14 protein-coding genes and 1 pseudogene are annotated in these 17932 nt (G+C 64.1%); 8 read left to right on the plus strand and 7 right to left on the minus strand.

Features of this window, described 5'->3' with window-relative positions; translation table 11 throughout:
• Window positions 1-434: 434 nt before the first annotated feature.
• The 4 genes and pseudogenes from LU671_RS24435 to LU671_RS24445 form a co-directional block, all read right to left on the minus strand.
• Window positions 435-2204: a phosphoethanolamine transferase CptA gene (locus LU671_RS24435; RefSeq protein ID WP_232857165.1), complete on the minus strand. Its 1770-nt coding sequence runs from the start codon at window positions 2202-2204 to the stop codon at window positions 435-437.
• 895 nt (window positions 2205-3099) lie between these two features.
• Window positions 3100-3855, minus strand: a complete 756-nt coding sequence (locus LU671_RS29800; protein WP_442964147.1) for a methyl-accepting chemotaxis protein — start codon at window positions 3853-3855, stop codon at window positions 3100-3102.
• Window positions 3856-3957: 102 nt separating this feature from the next.
• A pseudogene (locus tag LU671_RS29805) lies at window positions 3958-5226 on the minus strand (PDC sensor domain-containing protein); the annotation flags it as partial.
• Between the two features lie 56 nt (window positions 5227-5282).
• Window positions 5283-6635 (minus strand): APC family permease, encoded by a 1353-nt coding sequence (locus LU671_RS24445; RefSeq protein WP_232857167.1) that lies wholly within the window; start codon window positions 6633-6635, stop codon window positions 5283-5285.
• Between the two features lie 427 nt (window positions 6636-7062).
• On the opposite strand from LU671_RS24445, the gene LU671_RS24450 reads away from it, so the two are divergent.
• Both LU671_RS24450 and nadA read left to right on the plus strand, forming a co-directional pair.
• A complete protein-coding gene (locus LU671_RS24450) occupies window positions 7063-8574 on the plus strand; it encodes a YdgA family protein (RefSeq protein ID WP_232857168.1) in 1512 nt (503 codons plus the stop codon).
• Window positions 8575-8854: 280 nt separating this feature from the next.
• The gene (gene nadA / locus LU671_RS24455; RefSeq protein WP_203651281.1) at window positions 8855-9913 is read left to right on the plus strand and encodes a quinolinate synthase NadA; all 1059 of its coding nucleotides are present in this window, start codon (window positions 8855-8857) and stop codon (window positions 9911-9913) included.
• A gap of 142 nt (window positions 9914-10055) precedes the next feature.
• On the opposite strand, the gene LU671_RS24460 is transcribed toward nadA, so the two are convergent.
• Complete coding sequence (locus LU671_RS24460; RefSeq protein ID WP_203651283.1) at window positions 10056-11492, minus strand: M48 family metalloprotease; 1437 nt, start codon at window positions 11490-11492, stop codon at window positions 10056-10058.
• Between the two features lie 107 nt (window positions 11493-11599).
• Between LU671_RS24460 and LU671_RS24465 the strand changes: the two genes are divergently transcribed.
• Together LU671_RS24465 and LU671_RS24470 are read left to right on the plus strand one after the other, a co-directional pair.
• Window positions 11600-11839 (plus strand): sulfurtransferase TusA family protein, encoded by a 240-nt coding sequence (locus LU671_RS24465; protein WP_028692991.1) that lies wholly within the window; start codon window positions 11600-11602, stop codon window positions 11837-11839.
• A 20-nt stretch (window positions 11840-11859) separates the two neighbouring features.
• Window positions 11860-12930, plus strand: a complete 1071-nt coding sequence (locus tag LU671_RS24470; protein ID WP_232857170.1) for an AI-2E family transporter — start codon at window positions 11860-11862, stop codon at window positions 12928-12930.
• 112 nt (window positions 12931-13042) lie between these two features.
• On the opposite strand, the gene LU671_RS24475 is transcribed toward LU671_RS24470, so the two are convergent.
• Entirely contained in the window at window positions 13043-13516 is a 474-nt protein-coding gene (locus tag LU671_RS24475; protein ID WP_232857172.1) for a peroxiredoxin, read from the minus strand.
• A gap of 10 nt (window positions 13517-13526) precedes the next feature.
• On the minus strand, window positions 13527-14087 hold the full coding sequence (locus tag LU671_RS24480) for a glycine cleavage system protein R (protein WP_028692994.1): 561 nt from the start codon (window positions 14085-14087) through the stop codon (window positions 13527-13529).
• Window positions 14088-14348: 261 nt separating this feature from the next.
• On the opposite strand from LU671_RS24480, the gene dapA reads away from it, so the two are divergent.
• The 4 genes from dapA to purC are packed head-to-tail and all read left to right on the plus strand — an operon-like array spanning window position 14349 to window position 17868.
• Window positions 14349-15236, plus strand: a complete 888-nt coding sequence (dapA, locus tag LU671_RS24485) for a 4-hydroxy-tetrahydrodipicolinate synthase (RefSeq protein ID WP_203651288.1) — start codon at window positions 14349-14351, stop codon at window positions 15234-15236.
• 17 nt (window positions 15237-15253) lie between these two features.
• Window positions 15254-16369, plus strand: coding sequence for an outer membrane protein assembly factor BamC (gene bamC, locus LU671_RS24490; protein WP_232857173.1), 1116 nt, complete (start codon window positions 15254-15256; stop codon window positions 16367-16369).
• Window positions 16370-17128: an MBL fold metallo-hydrolase gene (locus LU671_RS24495; RefSeq protein ID WP_232857174.1), complete on the plus strand. Its 759-nt coding sequence runs from the start codon at window positions 16370-16372 to the stop codon at window positions 17126-17128. It abuts the gene before it with no gap.
• Between the two features lie 29 nt (window positions 17129-17157).
• Window positions 17158-17868: a phosphoribosylaminoimidazolesuccinocarboxamide synthase gene (gene purC, locus LU671_RS24500; RefSeq protein WP_016392503.1), complete on the plus strand. Its 711-nt coding sequence runs from the start codon at window positions 17158-17160 to the stop codon at window positions 17866-17868.
• The last annotated feature ends 64 nt before the right edge of the window (window positions 17869-17932 follow it).

The following is a 17932-nucleotide window of genomic DNA, read 5'->3' on the forward strand; positions in this document are numbered from 1 at the left end:
TGACCACTTCCAGTTGCAGGTGACGGGCGCGGTTTGGGCGCCGGTCGGCCGGCGGCTTCTCCAGTGCCGCGGCGGTCGCGATTGCATTGATTGAAATCAGTATTGGCGTTGAAAGGTGTTCGCAACAAACGACAATTAGTTGCCATATCATTCCGTTTTGGAATGTTTGATTTCGTCGTTTTGATGATGTGCCAATGCGGGTGTTTGCACGTACTCATTTGAATTGCCCATGATTACTGGGGTGTATTGACGTCATTGTGGAGTGGAATATTGTCGTTTTGTAATTGTCATGAAATGTACGAAACAATATGGCAGAAATTTATTCATCATTGATGCAGCAAAAAACCGATACCTGGGGGCCAGATATCGGTTCTTGGGGGGCGTGTCCCTTCAAGCGGAGGGACTGGTGTGAGGGGCGGCCTTGTCGCGGGCTGTCAGCCTTCGTCAGGGCGAACCGTGCTGCTGCTGGCGGTCCGCTGTTGCTGTTTCGCCCGGGTGTCGGGCAGGTTGTCGAACGCGTGCAGCCCGTTTTTCGCGTACGGGTCGCCGATCCAGCGTGGGCTGGCGGTGAACGCTTCGTTGACCAGGCTCTTGGCCGGCTCGTAGCGGTCGTAGCTCAGGCCCGCCAGGTCGGACAGGGTGTGGATCAGGTGTGCGCTGCTATAGGGGCGGTTGGTCATCGACTGCAGGTCGCGCGGGTGCCCCGCCTGCCAGCTGGGCGAGGTCCAGAGCAGGAAGGGGATGGTGTACATCGGCCGGGTCGGGTCGGCCTCGTTGCGGCCGAGGCGATCGTGATTGCCGGAGCTGTAGACGTCCTCGCCATGGTCGGAGAGGTACAGCAGGAAGCCGTTCGGTGTGCTGGCCGAATAGCGCTTGATCAGGTCGGACACGACGAAGTCGTTGTAGCGCACGGCGTTGTCATAGAAGTTGTAGGTCCGTACCTGGTCGGGGGACAGCGCCGCCGGCGCGCCGGTGTTGTCCTTGAAGTGGTCGAAACCGGCCGGATAGCGGTAGCGGTAATCCATGTGCGTGCCGAGCAGGTGGACGATGATCAGCTTCTTGCCGGCCGGGTCCTGCAGGGCTTTTTCGAAGGGCTCCAGCACCACGCTGTCGTACTGGCTGGCGTTCTGGTTGCGCTGGTTGTTCAGGTAGACCGGCACGTCCGTCTGCTGCGAGAAGGTGGTGAGCATGGTGTTGCGCTTGGTCATCGTCTGCTGGTTGGTGATCCAGAAGGTCTTGTAGCCGGCCTGTTTCATCAGGTTGATCAGCGATGGATCGGTGAGGAAGCGGTCGGGGTGCTGTTGATCGCCGAAGGTGAGGATCTGCTGCATCACCTCGATGGTGTACGGGCGTGGCGAGACGACGTTGCGGAACACGGTGAGGCCCTTGTCGCGGGCGGCCAGGGCATCGAGGTTCGGTGTGGTGTCGCGGTTGTAGCCGTACAGGTGCATGTGTTCGCGGGTGGTGGACTCGCCCAGTACCAGCACCAGGGTGCGCGGCGCGTCGCCGCTGTTGTCCTTGAGGTCCTGCAGCGGCGGCAGGGCGGCATTCTGTTCCAGCAGGGCCTGCATGTTGTCGAGCTGCTGGCGGTACTGCCGGTAGCCGACCACCAGTTGCCAGGGCACCGCGGCCGCCATGCGCTGTTCGACCTTTTCCTGGGCGTCGGCGAAGCTGCGTTGCTGGGAGACCATCTGTTTGTAGAACGGGTAGCCCAGGGTCGCTGTCAGCAACAGGACGACCACCGGCAGGCGGCTGTACCGTGGCAGGGTGACCGGGCGTATGCGTCGCCACAGCAGCACGGCGATCGCGCTGTAGAGCAGCAGCCCCAGGCACAGCCAGATACTGAAGTACTGGCTGAAGTATTCCCCGGCTTCGGCGGTGTTGGACTCGAACATCACGAAGATGACGCTTTGCGAGAACTCCTGGCGGTAGATGCCGAAATAGCTCAGGCCGACCAGCGAGCTGGCCCACAACACCAGCCCGATCAGGGCGGCGAGGGGGCGGGTCAGGCGTGGCAGCAGCAGTACTGGGGCCAGCCACAGGCTGCTGAGGAACAAGGCGTCGCGAAAGCCGGCAAAGCCGGTGGTGCCGCTGAACAGCAGCAGGGCCTGGGTGACGCCGGAGAAGTACCAGAAGAACAGCAGGAGCCAGCCGAGGCCAGACCAGTCGATGGATTTGCTAGCGGGGGGAGTTGTACGGGACACGTGTGCCTCAGAGAGCGGTTGCCTGCCGGATCGGTTGGCAGGCGACGCTAAAGGGGGGAGCGTGAAAAGATCGTCAACAATTCATGAAAGTCCCGGAGAGACCGACGAGTGAGATACAAGTAACTTACTCTTGTTATTCGCTCTTGTAGTTGCTGTTTGCTTTTGCTTCTAAGCGCGCGGTAGATCAGGCAACACCAATTGCGACTTCAGGAGGCCGAGCGGAGTTCTTGCGAAGGGAGGTGACGGGCATGGATGCCCGTCAAGCGCTGCGCCCCAGGATGGGGCGTTCAGCGCGGTCCTCCCGGGAGCAAGAACGGAGCGAGGGAACCCCGGAGCGAAGCGTAGGGGCCGGATGATGGAGCGAGGATTTTTTGGTTCCTTTTTGATCCTTCAAAAAGGGACCCGCCGTAAGGGCGGAAAGGTGACTATGCGTCACCATCGCAAATGAATGCGCATATAGATTTCAAAACAGACTATTTAAAAGTCAAAGTCAAAGTCAAAGTCAAAGTCAAAGTCAAATGCGGTCGGCGTCGGTTTTAATAGTTGTAAGTGCATTCATTTGCGATGTCGACGCATAGTCACCTTTTCGCCCTTACGGCGAGTTCCTTTTTGAAGGATCAAAAAGGAACCAAAAAATCCTCGCTCCATTCATCCGGCCCTACGCTTCGCTCCGGGTACCCTCACTCCGGCCTTGCTCCCGGGAGGGCCGCGCTGCAGGGCCCATCCTGGGCCCCAGCGCTTGACGGGCATCCATGCCCGTCACCTCCCTTCGCAAGGCCTGCGTTCGGCCTCCTGAAGTCGCGAAGTTACGGGCGGCGCCTGGGCTGACGCAGCTGTCGCTAGTGGGGAAGGGGTTAACCTTGCGATCAAGATCAAGATCAAGATCAACCAACGGCTACACTCGGAACTGCTCCATCAATACCTGCTGCTGGTTGGCCAAACGGTTCAGTGCCTGGCTGATCCGCGCCGATTCGTCGGCCTGACCTGCCAACGACTCGGTCACATCACGTATCCCCGCCACGTTACGGTTGACCTCCTCGGCCACGGCGCTCTGTTCCTCGGCCGCCGAGGCGATCTGCAGGTTCATGTCGGTGATCACCGCCACCGCCTCGCCGATCCGCTGCAGCGCCGGCAACGTCTGCTCCATCTGCGCGGCGCTGTCCTGGGCCTGACGCTGGCCGGCGTGCATCGCGCCGACCACGTCCTGGGTACCTTGTTGCAACCCCTCGATCACCTGGCGGATCTCCTCCACCGAGACCTGCGTACGCTGGGCCAGGTTGCGCACCTCGTCAGCGACCACCGCGAAACCACGCCCGGCTTCACCGGCGCGGGCGGCCTCGATGGCGGCGTTGAGCGCCAGCAGGTTGGTCTGCTCGGCGATGGCGCGAATCACCTCGAGCACCGAGCCGATCTGCTCGCCACGGCTTTCCAGGGCGCGGGCCTCGTCCATGGCCGCGTTCATGCCGCCGGCCAGCTCGCCGATCGCCTCGCGAGTGGCGGCCACCCGTGCCAGGCCATCACGGGTCGCCTGGTCGGCGCCGCGCGCCGCTTGTGCCGCCTGGGCGGCATTGTGGGCGACGTCGTGGGCCGTGGCGCTCATCTCGTTGGCGGCGGTGGCCACCTGCTCGATCTCGCGGTGCTGTTGCTGCATGCCGTCACTGGTCTGGCTGGCGATCAGCGCCGACTGGTCGGCGGTGCCGCGGGCCTCCTGCAAGGAGCCCTTGAGCTGGGCGATCACCGGCTGGAGCTTGTCGAGGAAACGGTTGAACCAGCCGGTCAGCTGGCCCAGTTCGTCGTTGCGGGCATAGTCCAGGCGTCGGGTCAGGTCGCCTTCGCCACTGGCAATGTCCTTCAGGCGCGCGGCCACGGCCAGGATCGGCCGGGTCACGCCACGGGCGGTCAGCCACACCAGCAGCAGCCCCAGCACGGCAGCGCCCAGGCCGATCAGCAGGCTGACCAGGTTGGCGCTCTGGTTCTGGCTGTCCAGGCGTTGGTTGAGGGCGACGGCGGGGGCCTGCAGCACCTGTTCGGGCAGCTCGAGCAGGACCTGCCACGGCGCCGCGCCGGGGATCGGGGCGAAAGGCCGGGAAATGCGCATGGTGCCGCCGTCCAGACGCTCGACCGCCTGCCCGGCGCGCAGCGAGTCGGCCAGGGCGGTGGCGCTGGCGCCGAAGGCCTGCTGCACGGTCTTGCTCAGCTGGCTGGCGTCCTGGCTGTGGCCGGCGAGCAGGCCCGAAGGGCTGACGATGCTGACCTGGCCCTGGCCATCGAACAGCTCCTGGCGGCCGGCCAGGCTCAGTTGCTGCAGATTGTCCAGGCCGATGTCCAGGCCGACCACGCCCACCACCTTGCCGTTTTCCAGCAGCGGCAGGGCGATGCTGGTCATCAGCACCTGGTGGCCGTTGACCTCGTCGAAGTACGGGTCGAGCACACAGGCCTTGGCGGTCTCCAGCGGGCAGGTCAGCCAGCGGTTGTAGGGCGAACCGTTGGCGCCGATGCTGGTGTCGGCGAGCATCGACTCGGGCATCGCCTCCACCTCGAGGTTGCCGGTGCCGGGCTGCGACCAGTACAGGGAGAAGCGGCCGCTGTCGTTGCTGGCGTTGTCGACCTGGCCGACGAAGCGGGCGTCCTGCTGGTCCAGGGCATTGGGCTGGAACACCAGATACAGGCCGATCAGGTCGGCGTTGCCAGCCAGGGCGGCACGGGCCTCGCGGCTGAGTTCCGTGCGCAGGTCGGCGCCGCCACGGGCCTTGAGTGCCTGCACCAGGCGGGCGAAGCCGTTGCCGTACTGGTAGGCGTCCATGAAATAGCGCTGGATTCGCAGGGCCTGGGTCTCGCCGTGGGCCTGCAGGCGCAGACGGGCGCTGTGGTCGAGCAGCTCGGTGTTGGCCTGGAACACCTGCTCGGCGCTGCGTCGGGCCTGGGTGAGCGAAGTGGCCACCAGCAGGGCGACGATGGCCAGCAGGCACAGGCCGGCAAGCAGGGTGATCTTCCACTGGATGGAGAGACGGCGCAGCAACATGGGCTTTTCCTTCTCGGGCAAACAGGACGCCCGCGGTCAGGCGGGCGTCGGCGGGGTCAGTCGGCGATGCAGTTCGGTGGCGCTACCCTGAAGGCCTTGGTCAGCCAGGCCAGGTAGAGCACGCCAAGCAGGGCCCAGACACCGCCGAACAACAACGAGTGTTCGTTCAGGTCCAGCCACAGCGAGACGATGATGCAGAAGCCTATCGTCGGCGCCACCAGATACTTGAGGTTGTTCGTCAGGCCCTTGTTCCGGCCCTCGCGGATGTAGCAATGGTTGATCACCGACAGGTTGACGAAGCTGAAGGCCACCAGCGCGCCGAAGTTGATCACCGAGGTGGCGGTGACCAGGTCGAAGAAGATCGCCGACAGCGAGATCAGGCCGACCACGGCAATGTTCAGCACCGGGGTCTTGTAGCGCGGGTGCAGGCGGGCGAATACCCCGGCCGGGATCACGTTGTCGCGGCCCATCACGTATAGCAGGCGCGACACGCTGGTCTGCGAGGCCAGGCCCGAGGCGATGGTGTTGATCACCGTGCATGCGATGAACACCGATTGGAACAGCTTGCCGCCGACGTACAGGGCGATTTCCGGCAGGGCCGCTTCCTGGTCATGGAAGCGCGCCATGGTCGGGAAGTAGGCCTGGATGAAGTAGGACACGCCGATGAACACCACGCCGCCGATCAGCGCGGTGAGGAAGATCGCCCGGGGGATGGTCTTGCCCGGGTCGCGGGTCTCTTCCGACAGGCAGGTCACCGCGTCGAAGCCCAGGAACGAGAAGCACAGGATGGTCGCGCCGGCGGCCAGGGCGGCGAACTGGGTCTGGTCGTCGGCGAACGGCACCAGGCTCCAGGCGGTGCCCAGCCCTTCGCCGTGGTCCAGGCCACGCCAGCACAGGTAGATGAATACACCGATGATCGCCACCTGCACGGCGACGAACAACAGGTTGAAGTGCGCCACCAGGTTGACGCTGCGCATGTTGATCAGGCTGATCAGGGTGACGAAACCGGCCACCCACACCCAGGCCGCTACCTCGGGGAACATCGCCGAGAGGTAGAGCTTGGCCAGCAGCGCGTTGACCATGGGCAGCAGCAGGTAGTCCAGCAGCGACGACCAGCCCACCAGGAAGCCCACGTGCGGGTTGATGGCGCGCTGGGTGTAGGTATAGGCCGAGCCCGATTGCGGGAAGCGCCGCACCAGGGTGCCGTAGCTCACGGCGGTGAACAGGATACCGGCCAGGGCCAGGAGGTAGGCGCTGGGCACGTGCCCGGCGGTGATGCCGGAGACGATGCCGAAGGTGTCGAACACGGTCATCGGGGTGAGGTAGGCCAGGCCGATGATCACCACATGCCAGAGACGCAGGGACTTGCGGAATTGGGCGTTGCCGGGGGCGCTGTGGTCAGGCTGCATGCGGGCGCTGCTCCTTGATCGAAACAACGGGCACGGCGTATGACGGGCACGACAAGGTCGAGCGGATGGGCTCCATGTTGTTCACCTTTTATGTTGGAGCTGCGGGGTGCGCGAAATAAACAACGATGGTCGTTTGAGTGTCAAGTTAAACATGACAGAGTGCCAAGTGTATGGAAGGTGAATCGGTTTATTTGGCCGTTATGCATTGCTTTTGGCCGATTGAGCAGATCGTAAGTCGATTTTGATGTTCGTAAAAATTGACAATTTTTCTTTGGCAAACCAAGTGCCCGGCTGTGCGTCGACACACAAAATGCCTCACGCATTACCGCGTGGGCCGGGTGCCAATGGTATTCTTGCCATCTGCGCGCGGCCTCGTTTCCGTGGACCGCTCAAACGACCTCCTTATGGACAGCAATCGGTTCTATTCATGAAGAAATCAGTAGGCATCCTTTCCGGTCTGGCCGTGGCCATCGCCGTCGCAACCACCACTGGCGCCTGGTACACCGGCAAGCAGTTGCCCGCGGAGCTGGAGCGTTCCGTCGCCCGCGGCAACGAAGAGCTGAAGAAAGCCCTGGCCGGCAACGGCGGCAGCATGACCATCGAGCTGGTCTCGCTGGACCAGCACTTCTTCACCAGCACCGCGCACTACCGCCTGAAGGCCGAGAACGTGCAGCTCGGCGAAGCCGAGGCATTGAACTTCCAGGTGGGCGTGACCGACCAGATCGAGCACGGCCCGTTCCCCTGGTCGCGGGTCAAGGCCTTCAAGCTGATGCCGGTCATGGCCACCAGCAACAGCACGCTGGACAAGGATGACTTCACCAGCGGTTGGTTCGCCGCCGCCGGCGACAAGCCGCCGGTCACCGCCCAGGTCAGCCTCGGCTATGGCGGCAGCGTCGACAGCGACATCCGCCTGGCGCCAGTCACGCTCAAAGAGGACGGCGGCAATGTCCTGGACTTCTCCGGCCTGCAGCTCGCGCTGCGCGGCGACCGCGAAGGCAAGGCAGTGGAGATCCACAGCAGCGCCGAGCACCTCGAGCTGAACTTCGTCGACGAGCAGCAGGCGCCGGTGAAGATCCTGCTCAACGGCTTCAAGGCCGGTGGCAAGCTCACTGAGACCGCCCACGACATGGTCTATGTCGGCAACTTCGACCTGGCCCTGGCCGACACCCAGGTGACCTTCGGGCCGAAGCAGGAAGTGCTGGTGCTCAAGGGCCTGCAGCAGAACAACTTGTACAACGCCGAGGGCGAGGCCAAGGACAAGCTGGCCGGGCGCCTGGAATACAAGGTCGACGACATCAGCTACGCCGGCCGCAAGGTGGGCAGCGCAGAGATGGTCCTGACCATGAAGTCCATCGACATTCCGGCCATGCAGGCGCTGATGGAGTGGTACCAGACCCAGCTGCCGCAGATGCAGCAGGCCGCCGCTGATGGCGAGGCTCCAGCGCTGGAAATGAGCCCCGAGGAGCAGGCCAAGGTCCAGGGCGACCTGCAGAAGCTGCTGGTGGCCAAGCCGCAGGTGGCGGTGGAGAAGCTGGCGTTCAAGACCGCCAATGGCGAGAGCCACTTCAATCTGGCGATGGATTTTGCCAGCCCGAGCTCGTTCGACCTGCCGCCTGACCAGTTGGGCAAGCAGCTGCTGACGCAACTGAAGGCCAAGCTCAGCGTTTCCAAGCCGATGGTCGCCGACCTGGCCACCTTGCAGGCGCTGCTCGAGGGCGAGACCGATGCCCAGGCCATCGCCCAGCAGTCCAGCCAGGCCGGTGAGATGGTCGGCATGATGGCGCTGCAGAGCGGCATGGCCACGGTGCAGGGCAGTGATGTGGTGTCGAGCCTGCAATACGCCGACGGCATGGTCGACTTCAACGGCAAGAAGATGACCGTCGAAGAGTTCGCCATGCTGATCAGCGGCCACCTGGCGGCACTCCAGCCGCAGGGCTGATCGCTGGCTCGCGGTCCCTTTCGCGGGGCAAGCCCGCTCCCACGAAGTCGCCATGAACTGGATGGCTTCGTGGGAGCGGGCTTGCCCCGCGACTGCATTGGGGCGGCCAACGCAAAAACCCCTTTTGCATCCCTCCGATTGCCTGTAGCCTTCGCGTCCGATAAGAATCCGCGCCCGCAGAGGGGCCGAGACGCTGGCCGTCCGGCACCATTAGCCGATCTGCCAGGGCCGGGTGATACACTCGACTGACGCGCTCAAGCGCCCCGCAGGTCCAGCGATCATGACCCAGATTTCCGAACGCCTGTTGGTCCAGGCCCACCTCGATGCCAAGCAGCCCAACCCGCTGACGCCCGCGCAGGAGGCCGAGTACCGTGCGGCCATCGCCGCCGAGCTGAAAAAGCAGAACGCCGTGCTGGTGGCCCACTACTATTGCGACCCGGTGATCCAGGCCCTGGCCGAGGAAACCGGCGGCTGCGTGTCCGACTCGCTGGAGATGGCGCGTTTCGGCAAGAACCACCCGGCGCAGACCGTGGTGGTGGCGGGTGTACGTTTCATGGGCGAAACCGCGAAGATCCTCACCCCGGAAAAACGTGTGTTGATGCCCACCCTGGAGGCGACCTGCTCCCTCGACCTGGGCTGCCCGGTCAAGGAGTTCTCGGATTTCTGCGACCAGCATCCCGAGCGCACCGTGGTGGTTTACGCCAACACTTCCGCGGCGGTGAAAGCACGGGCCGACTGGGTGGTGACCTCCAGCTGCGCCCTGGAGATCGTCGAAAGCCTGATGGACAACGGCGAGACCATCATCTGGGGGCCGGACCAGCACCTGGGCCGCTATATCCAGAAGCAGACCGGGGCCGACATGCTGCTGTGGGACGGTGCCTGCATCGTTCACGAAGAGTTCAAGTCGCGCCAGCTGGCCGACATGAAGGCGCTGTACCCGGACGCGGCGATCCTGGTTCACCCGGAGTCGCCGGAAGCGGTGATCGAACTGGCCGACGCGGTGGGTTCCACCAGCCAGCTGATCAAGGCGGCGCAGACCCTGCCGAACAAGACCTTCATCGTCGCCACCGACCGCGGCATCTTCTACAAGATGCAGCAGCTGTGTCCGGACAAGGAATTCGTCGAGGCGCCGACCGCCGGCAACGGCGCGGCCTGCCGCAGCTGCGCGCATTGCCCGTGGATGGCGATGAACACCCTGGAACGCACGCTCGACTGCCTGCGCAAGGGCAGTAACGAGATCTTCGTCGAGCCTGCGCTGATTCCCAAGGCGATCAAGCCGCTGAACCGCATGCTCGACTTCACCCAGGCGGCGCGGTTGAAGTTATCAGGCAACGCCTGACATCACCTTGTAGGAGCGGCCTTGCGCCGCGAAAGGGCCGCAGAGCGGCCCCAGGATGTTCAGGGTCACGCAAAAAACAGGGGCCGCTCTGCGGCCCTTTCGCGGCGCAAGGCCGCTCCTACAGGGTTATCGGTTCTGACGCCTAGCGGCCCATCATCTCCTTGACCATCCGCTGCTGCTCCATGATCTCGCGCTGGCGCTGGTCGATCTGCGAGGCCAGCGGGAAGTTGCTGCCCGAGCGGCGCTTGGCGTAGTCGAGCTGCTGGATCGCCTGGTCGAAGTCGCCAACCAGGGTGAAGTACTCGGCGCGGGCGCGGTGCAGGCCGATGGTGTTGCCCGACAGCCCTCGCACTTCGGCGACGTCGTACCACACGTCCGGGTCGTCCGGGCGGTTCTTGACCAGGTCGTCCAGCACCTTCTCCGCCTCGGCCGGCTTGTTCTGCTTGATCAGCAGGTCGGCGCGCACCTGTTTCAACGGATAGTTGGCCGGGTACAGCGCCTGCATGCGCTGGGCGCGTTGCTGAGCGTCGGCCAGGCGGTTGTTGGTGATGTCCAGGTCGATCTGCGCGAGGTTGTAGGTAATGTCGTTGGGCGCCTTGGCCAGCAGCGGCTTGAGGTTCTCCCGCGCTTCGTTGAGCTGGCCACCCTTGATCTGTGCCAGCGCCAGGCCATAGCGCGCGGCGTCCATCTGGGGATTCTCGTCGAGCTGGGCGCGGAAGCGCTTGGCGGCCAGGCCCGGGGTGCCTTCATAGGTGAGCTGTACCCGTGCACGAATCAGCTGGTAACGCAGGCTGTCCTCGACGCCCCCCTTGGGCGCCTGCTCGGCACGGTTACGGGTATCGGCTACCCGCGACTCGGTCACCGGGTGGGTAAGGAGGAATTCAGGCGGCTTGGCGTCATAGCGGTACTGGCGCGCCAGGCGTTCGAACATGCTGGGCATGTTGCGTGGGTCGTAACCGGCCTTTTCCAGGTTCTGGATACCAATACGGTCGGCTTCCTGTTCGTTCTGTCGGGAGAAGCGCCGCTGCTCCTGGATCGCCGCCGCCTGGGTGCCGGCAATCACACCGATGCCGGCATCGCCGCCACCGCCGGCGGCCAGGACGATACCGGCAAGCAGCGCGGCCATCATGGGCAACTGCATGCGCTGCTGGGCTTCGACGCCACGGGCGAAGTGGCGCTGCGACAAGTGCGCCAGTTCGTGAGCCAGCACCGAAGCATACTCGCCTTCGGTCTGCGCATTGAGGAACAGACCGCCGTTGACCCCGACGATGCCGCCGGGCGCGGCGAAGGCGTTGAGTTCCTTGCTGTCGATGAGGATGAACTCCAGGCGCCGGTCCTGCAGCTGGCTGGTCTCGGCCAGTTTGTACACGCTGGTCTCGACGAAGTCCTTGAGCTGCGGGTCGTTCAGCTGGTTGACTTGGCCGCGCAACAGGCTCAGCCAGGCGCGACCGAGCTGGTGTTCCTGTTGCGGCGAGACGATCGCGGAGCTGGCGTCGCCCAGTGACGGCAGGTCGTCAGCGTGGCCGGGAAGGGCCATCAGGCAGGCCAGCGTCAACAGGGTAGGGCGCAGTAGATTCATGCAGAAGCTCGCGTCGGTCAAAAGCCTTACTGTAGCCGGGTCGCGCGATGCCGACCAGTGGCGGTATCCTACCAGACCTTTCTGTCCATACCCCGGAGACGCGCCCGATGAGTGACACCCCGACCAGCGACGCCGAGCTTGACGCCAGCGGGCTGAACTGCCCGTTGCCGCTGCTCAAGGCCAAGATGGAACTCAATCGCCTGGCCAGTGGCGCGGTGCTCAAGGTGATCGCCACCGACGGCGGCTCCCAGCGCGACTTCCGCACTTTCGCCCAGCTGGCCGGTCATACGCTGCTGCACGAAACGGCCGAGGCCGGCGTGTACACCTACTGGCTGCGCAAGGCCTGAGTCTTTCCCAAGGATCGTCAATGTTCAAAGTGCTTCGCGACTGGATGCAGCGCTACTTCTCCGACGAGGAGGCCGTGGTGCTGGCGGTCCTGCTGTTCCTGGCCTTCACCGTGGTGCTGACCCTGGGCGGCATGCTTGCGCCAGTGCTGGCGGGCATGGTCCTGGCGTTCCTCATGCAGGGGCTGGTCAATGCCCTGGAGCGTTTGAGGGTGCCCTCCAGGCTGGCGGTCTGGATGGTGTTCGCCCTGTTCATGGGCGCCCTGGCGGTGTTCATGCTGGTGCTGGTGCCGCTGCTCTGGCATCAGCTGATCACCCTGTTCAACGAACTGCCGGGGATGCTCGGCAAGTGGCAGTCGCTGTTGCTGCTGCTGCCCGAGCGCTATCCGCACCTGGTGTCGGACGAGCAGGTGCTGCGCGCCATCGAATCGGTGCGCGGCGAGATCGGCAAGTTCGGCCAATGGGCGCTGACCTTCTCGCTGTCGAGCCTGCCGTTGCTGGTCAACGCCATGATCTACCTGGTGCTGGTGCCGATCCTGGTGTTCTTCTTCCTCAAGGACCGCGAACTGATCGGGCGCTGGGTCAGCGGCTATCTGCCGCGTGAGCGCACGCTGCTCAACCGGGTGGGCGATGAGATGAACCGGCAGATCGCCAACTATATCCGCGGCAAGGGCATCGAGATCCTGATTTGCGGGATCGCCACCTATATCGCCTTCATCAGCCTGGGCCTGAACTATGCCGCCTTGCTGGCGCTGCTGGTGGGCCTGTCGGTGGTGGTGCCCTATGTCGGCGCGGTGGTGGTGACGGTGCCGGTGACGCTGATCGCGCTGTTCCAGTGGGGCTGGGGCGACCAGTTCATCTACCTGATGGCGGTGTACGCAATCATCCAGGCGCTCGATGGCAACGTGCTGGTGCCGCTGCTGTTCTCCGAGGCGGTGAGCCTGCACCCGGTGGCGATCATCTGCGCGGTGCTGCTTTTCGGCGGGCTGTGGGGGTTCTGGGGGATCTTCTTCGCGATCCCGCTGGCGACGCTGTTCAAGGCAGTGTTGGACGCGTGGCCGCGGCAGGACAGGTCTGTGGCGCCGATGTTGTAGGTCTGGGGCTGCTTTGCAGCCCTATCGCGGCACAAGGCCGCTCCTACAGGGGAACGCGATTCCTGTAGGAGCGGCCTTGTGCCGCGATAGGGCGCAAAGCGCCCTCAAGATCTCAAGCCTTATCGAGATTCTGCGCGGCCGCCAACACCGCATCCACATGCCCCGGTACCTTCACCCCGCGCCATTCCTGGCGCAGCACACCGTCCTTGTCGATCAGGAAGGTGCTGCGGTCCACGCCCAGGTATTCCTTGCCGTACAGCTTCTTCAGCTTGATCACGTCGAACAGTTGGCACAGCGCCTCGTCCTTGTCGCTGATCAGCTCGAAGGGAAACGCCTGCTTGGCCTTGAAGTTTTCGTGCGACTTGATGCCATCGCGCGACACGCCGAACACCACGGTGTTGGCCGCCTGGAACGCCGCGTGCTGGTCGCGGAATCCCTGGCCCTCGGTGGTGCAGCCCGGGGTGCTGTCCTTGGGGTAGAAGTACAGCACCACCTGCTGGCCCTTCAGGTCAGCCAGGCTGACGGTCTGGCCGCTGGTGGCCTGGACCTGGAAATCGGCGACGGGTTGGTCGAGTGCTACGGCCATGGGGGTTTCCTTACATGGGGTTCTGTGGGCGCCACGGTTCGATCAGCGCGTCCAGGTTCAGAGCGTCGGCGAAGTCGAGGAACTGGTCGCGCAGCCAGCTGATCTGGGTGCCGGCCGGCAGGATCACGGTGAACTGGGCGTTGAGCATGCTGCTGCCGGTTTGCGGCGCGAGGTAGGTGTCGCAGGTCATCGCTTCGAGCTCGACGCGGTGGTCGAGGAAGAACTGGCACAGCTCGTTGATGATGTCCGGGCGATAGGCGGCGCTGACGTAGGCCACGTAGGGCAGGGCCTGCGGGCGCACTTCCTGATCGGCGCTGCGCACCACGTCCAGGGTCAGGCCGTGCTTCTTGCCCAGGCCCGGCAGGGTGGCTTCGAGGCGGGCCAGGGCATCCCAGCTGCCGCCGACCTGCAGCACCAGGGCGCTGGTCTCGCCGTGGCGCGACAGGCGCGAGGTGACCACCGCACAGCGGTTGTCGAAGGCCGCGCGGCTGAGAACGTTGGCCAGCTCCATGGGGTTGGGGCCCAGGGCGCTGATGACGAGGAATTGTTCGCGAACGGTGGGGGTGGACATGCAGCATTCCTAAAGCGATGAGCGGTCGATGCAGGACGGGGGCAAAGCCTCCTTTTTCAGCAGGGCCCGGGCCGGTTTTGGCGGCTGTGGACGCAGGCCGGGAGCACTGTCGACGGCCCGGCGGGCCGTGCTGCACCGATCAAAGGATCAAGGGTAGCGAAAAGCGGCGCGAAGGGGAATGCTCCGCCCGCCTGCTTCGCTTGTGCAAGGCCGATGGCGCCAGTACCATTACCGCTCTCTTTTTCCGGCAGGAGCAGTTACATGATTGCGGGCAGTATGGTGGCATTGGTCACTCCCATGGATGCACAAGGGCGTCTGGACTGGGACAGCCTCGACAAGCTTGTAGACTTCCACCTGGAAAACGGCACCCACGCGATCGTAGCTGTCGGCACCACCGGCGAGTCCGCCACGCTGGATGTCGAAGAACACATCCTGGTCATCAAGCACGTGGTCGAGCGGGTCAAGCACAGCAAGAAGCGGATCCCGGTGATCGCCGGTACCGGTGCCAACTCCACTGCCGAAGCCGTGCACCTGACCAAGAACGCCAAGAATGCCGGCGCCGACGCCTGCCTGCTGGTGGTCCCGTACTACAACAAGCCGACCCAGGAAGGCCTGTACCAGCACTTCAAGCACATCGCCGAAGCCGTCGACATCCCGCAGATCCTCTACAACGTGCCCGGCCGCACCTCCTGCGACATGCAGGCCGACACCGTGATCCGTCTGTCGAAGGTCAAGAACATCATCGGCATCAAGGAAGCCACCGGCGACCTGGTCCGTGCCAAGGCCATCCTGGACGGCGTCGACAAGGACTTCATCGTCCTGTCCGGCGACGATCCGACCGCCGTCGAGCTGATCCTGATGGGCGGCAAGGGCAACATCTCCGTCACCGCCAACGTCGCCCCGCGCGAAATGGCCGACCTGTGCGAGGCCGCCCTTGAGGGCAATGCCGAGAAGGCCCGCGCGATCAACGAAAAACTCATGCCGCTGCACAAAGACCTGTTCTGCGAAGCCAACCCGATTCCGGTGAAATGGGCGCTGGTGCAAATGGGCCTGATGCAGCAGGGCATTCGCCTGCCACTGACCTGGCTGAGCGAAGGCTGTCACGAAAAAGTCCGTACTGCCTTGCGCCAGTCCGGCGTACTGGTTTAATCGAGGAAGTACACCGCATGAAGCGACTGGCTGGTCTTTCCGCTCTCGCCCTGATCATCTCCAGCACCAGCGGGTGCGGCTGGCTGTGGGGCGAGGATGGCTATTTCCGCGACCGTGGCAGCGACTACCTGCAGGCGCAACCGACCGCGCCGATGCAGCTGCCGCCGGACGCCAGCAACGTCAAGCGCCTGGATCCGCTGCTGCCGATCCCGCGCAACGTGGCCGATGATCGCGCCACCGGCGAGTTCGAGGTACCCCGTCCACAGCCGCTGTCGGCCACCGCCGGCATCAGCGATTTCAGCCTGCAGCGCAGCGGCAACAGCCGTTGGGTGCTGGCCCAGCGCTCGCCCGCCGAAGTCTGGCCGGTGACTCGCCAGTTCTTCGAGGACAACGGTTTCCGCATTGCCGAAGAACGTCCGCAGACTGGCGAATTCAACACCACCTGGCAGCGTTTCGACGAGCTGTCGGCCTCCCTCGGCCAGCGCCTGGCCAGCACCTCCAGCAGCCCGGACAGCGAAGTCCGTGTGCGGGTGCGCATGGAGCCCGGCGTGCAGCGCAACACCTCCGAGGTGTATGTGGTCAGCGTCGAGCGTCCGGCCGGCAGCACTGCCGAGCCTGACTTCCCGTCCGCCTCCAGCAACACCGGCACCGACGCCCTGCTGGTCGACGAAATGCTTGCCAGCATGAACCGCAGCGCCGAGAAGGGCGGTTCGGTCTCGCTGCTGGCCGCGCGCGACTTCGATGCCCCGAGCCAGGTCAGCCTGAGCGAGGACGGCAGCGGCAACCCGGTGCTGTTCCTGGGTTCGGACCTGGACCGCGCCTGGTCCGGCGTCGGCCGCGCCCTGGAACAGGGCGAGTGGCGTGTCGAGGACATCAACCGCAGCCTGGGCCTGTATTACATCAACCTGTCCGAGAAGCCTGACGACAAGCAGAAGGAGCCTGGCTTCTTCAGCCGCCTGTTCGGCAGCGAGCCGAGCAAGGAAGAGCGTGAAGCCCGTGCCGAGCGCTACCAGGTGCGCCTGAGCAAGGTCGGCGACAACGTCCAGGTGACCGTCGAGAAGAACATCAACACCGTGGCCCCGGCCGATGTCGCCCGCCGCGTGCTGAGCGCGATCCAGGACCACCTGGGCTAAGTGCGCTTCGCGGTTCTAGGAAGCGGTAGCCAGGGAAACGGCACGCTCATCGCCAGTGGTGAAACCTTCATCCTGGTCGACTGCGGCTTTTCCCTGCGCGAGACCGAGCGGCGCCTGGCGCTGCTCGGGGTGTCGGCCGCGCAACTGAGCGCGGTGCTGGTGACCCACGAACATGCCGACCACGTGCATGGGGTGGGGTTGCTCTCGCGCCGCTACAATGTACCGGTCTACCTCAGCCAGGGCACATTGCGCGGCATGCGCAAGCCGGTCGAGGTGGCCGGTTTTCTCGGTTGTGGCGATGTGTTGCAGATCGGCGATCTCAAGGTCAGCGCGGCACGGGTCGAGCATGATGCCTACGAGCCGCTGCAGTACGTGATCAGCGATGGTCGTCGACGTTTCGGCATGCTCACCGACCTGGGCAGCTACGACGCCCGGCTGTTGGAGCGCTATCAGGGGCTCGATGCCCTGCTGATCGAGGCCAACCACTGCCGCGACCTGCTGGCCCGTGGGCATTACCCGCATTTTCTAAAGCTGCGGGTCGGCGGCAGCCAGGGACATTTGAACAACCACCAGGCCGCGAGCCTGGTGGCCGAGTTGGGCTGGCAGAACCTGCAGCACCTGGTGCTGGCCCACCTCAGCAGCAAGAACAACCTGCCACATCTGGCCCGCCAGTGCTTCGTCGACGCCCTCGGGTGCGATCCGGACTGGCTCCAGGTGGCGAATCAGGAACATGGGCTCGACTGGCGCCAAATCGCCTAGCCCACCCACTCAAGCAAGCGGAGCCCATCATGGAAAAACGCGACGAACTCTACCGCGGCAAGGCCAAATCGGTTTACCAGACCGACGACGCCGACCGCTTGATCCTGCTGTTCCGTAACGACACCTCGGCGTTCGACGGCAAGCGCATCGAACAACTCGACCGCAAGGGCATGGTGAACAACAAGTTCAATGCCTTCATCATGCAGAAGCTCGAAGAAGCCGGCGTGCCGACTCAGTTCGACAAGCTGCTGGGCGACAACGAGTGCCTGGTGAAGAAACTCGACATGATCCCGGTCGAGTGCGTGGTGCGTAACTACGCCGCCGGCAGCCTGGTCAAGCGCCTGGGCGTGGAGGAGGGCATCAAGCTGGAGCCGTCCACCTTCGAGCTATTCCTGAAGAACGACGAGAAGGGTGATCCGTTCATCAACGAATCCCACGTTGTCGCCTTCGGCTGGGGCACCGCCGAGCAACTGGTCGAGATGAAGAAGCTGTCGCTGAAGGTCAACGAAGTGCTGAGCAAGCTGTTCGACGACGCAGGCCTGCTGCTGGTCGACTTCAAGCTGGAGTTCGGCGTGTTCCACGGCCAGATCGTTCTGGGCGACGAATTCAGCCCGGACGGCTGCCGCCTGTGGGACAAAGAGACCCGCAAGAAGATGGACAAGGACCGCTTCCGCCAGGGTCTGGGTGACGTGATCGAAGCCTACGAAGAAGTTGCCAAACGCCTGGGCGTGCCGCTGTAAGCGGCGCGTTCACGCAAGCGCCTGATACCACGCGAATTTTTTTCAAAAAAGGTTTGCCAGAAAC

The sequence above is a fragment of the Pseudomonas sp. NMI760_13 genome, assembly GCF_021283245.1.
In the GTDB taxonomy this organism is placed as follows: domain Bacteria; phylum Pseudomonadota; class Gammaproteobacteria; order Pseudomonadales; family Pseudomonadaceae; genus Aquipseudomonas; species Aquipseudomonas peradeniyensis.

What these genes read in the sequence shown, in the direction of transcription:
- LU671_RS29800 (WP_442964147.1), bottom strand. Translation starts at nt 3,855, where the DNA reads ATGCAGCAACAGCACCGCGAGATCGAGCAGGTGGCCACCGCCGCCAAC.
- LU671_RS24445 (WP_232857167.1), bottom strand. Translation starts at nt 6,635, where the DNA reads ATGCAGCCTGACCACAGCGCCCCCGGCAACGCCCAATTCCGCAAGTCC.
- LU671_RS24450 (WP_232857168.1), top strand. Translation starts at nt 7,063, where the DNA reads ATGAAGAAATCAGTAGGCATCCTTTCCGGTCTGGCCGTGGCCATCGCC.
- nadA (WP_203651281.1), top strand. Translation starts at nt 8,855, where the DNA reads ATGACCCAGATTTCCGAACGCCTGTTGGTCCAGGCCCACCTCGATGCC.
- LU671_RS24460 (WP_203651283.1), bottom strand. Translation starts at nt 11,492, where the DNA reads ATGAATCTACTGCGCCCTACCCTGTTGACGCTGGCCTGCCTGATGGCC.
- LU671_RS24465 (WP_028692991.1), top strand. Translation starts at nt 11,600, where the DNA reads ATGAGTGACACCCCGACCAGCGACGCCGAGCTTGACGCCAGCGGGCTG.
- LU671_RS24470 (WP_232857170.1), top strand. Translation starts at nt 11,860, where the DNA reads ATGTTCAAAGTGCTTCGCGACTGGATGCAGCGCTACTTCTCCGACGAG.
- LU671_RS24475 (WP_232857172.1), bottom strand. Translation starts at nt 13,516, where the DNA reads ATGGCCGTAGCACTCGACCAACCCGTCGCCGATTTCCAGGTCCAGGCC.
- LU671_RS24480 (WP_028692994.1), bottom strand. Translation starts at nt 14,087, where the DNA reads ATGTCCACCCCCACCGTTCGCGAACAATTCCTCGTCATCAGCGCCCTG.
- dapA (WP_203651288.1), top strand. Translation starts at nt 14,349, where the DNA reads ATGATTGCGGGCAGTATGGTGGCATTGGTCACTCCCATGGATGCACAA.
- bamC (WP_232857173.1), top strand. Translation starts at nt 15,254, where the DNA reads ATGAAGCGACTGGCTGGTCTTTCCGCTCTCGCCCTGATCATCTCCAGC.
- purC (WP_016392503.1), top strand. Translation starts at nt 17,158, where the DNA reads ATGGAAAAACGCGACGAACTCTACCGCGGCAAGGCCAAATCGGTTTAC.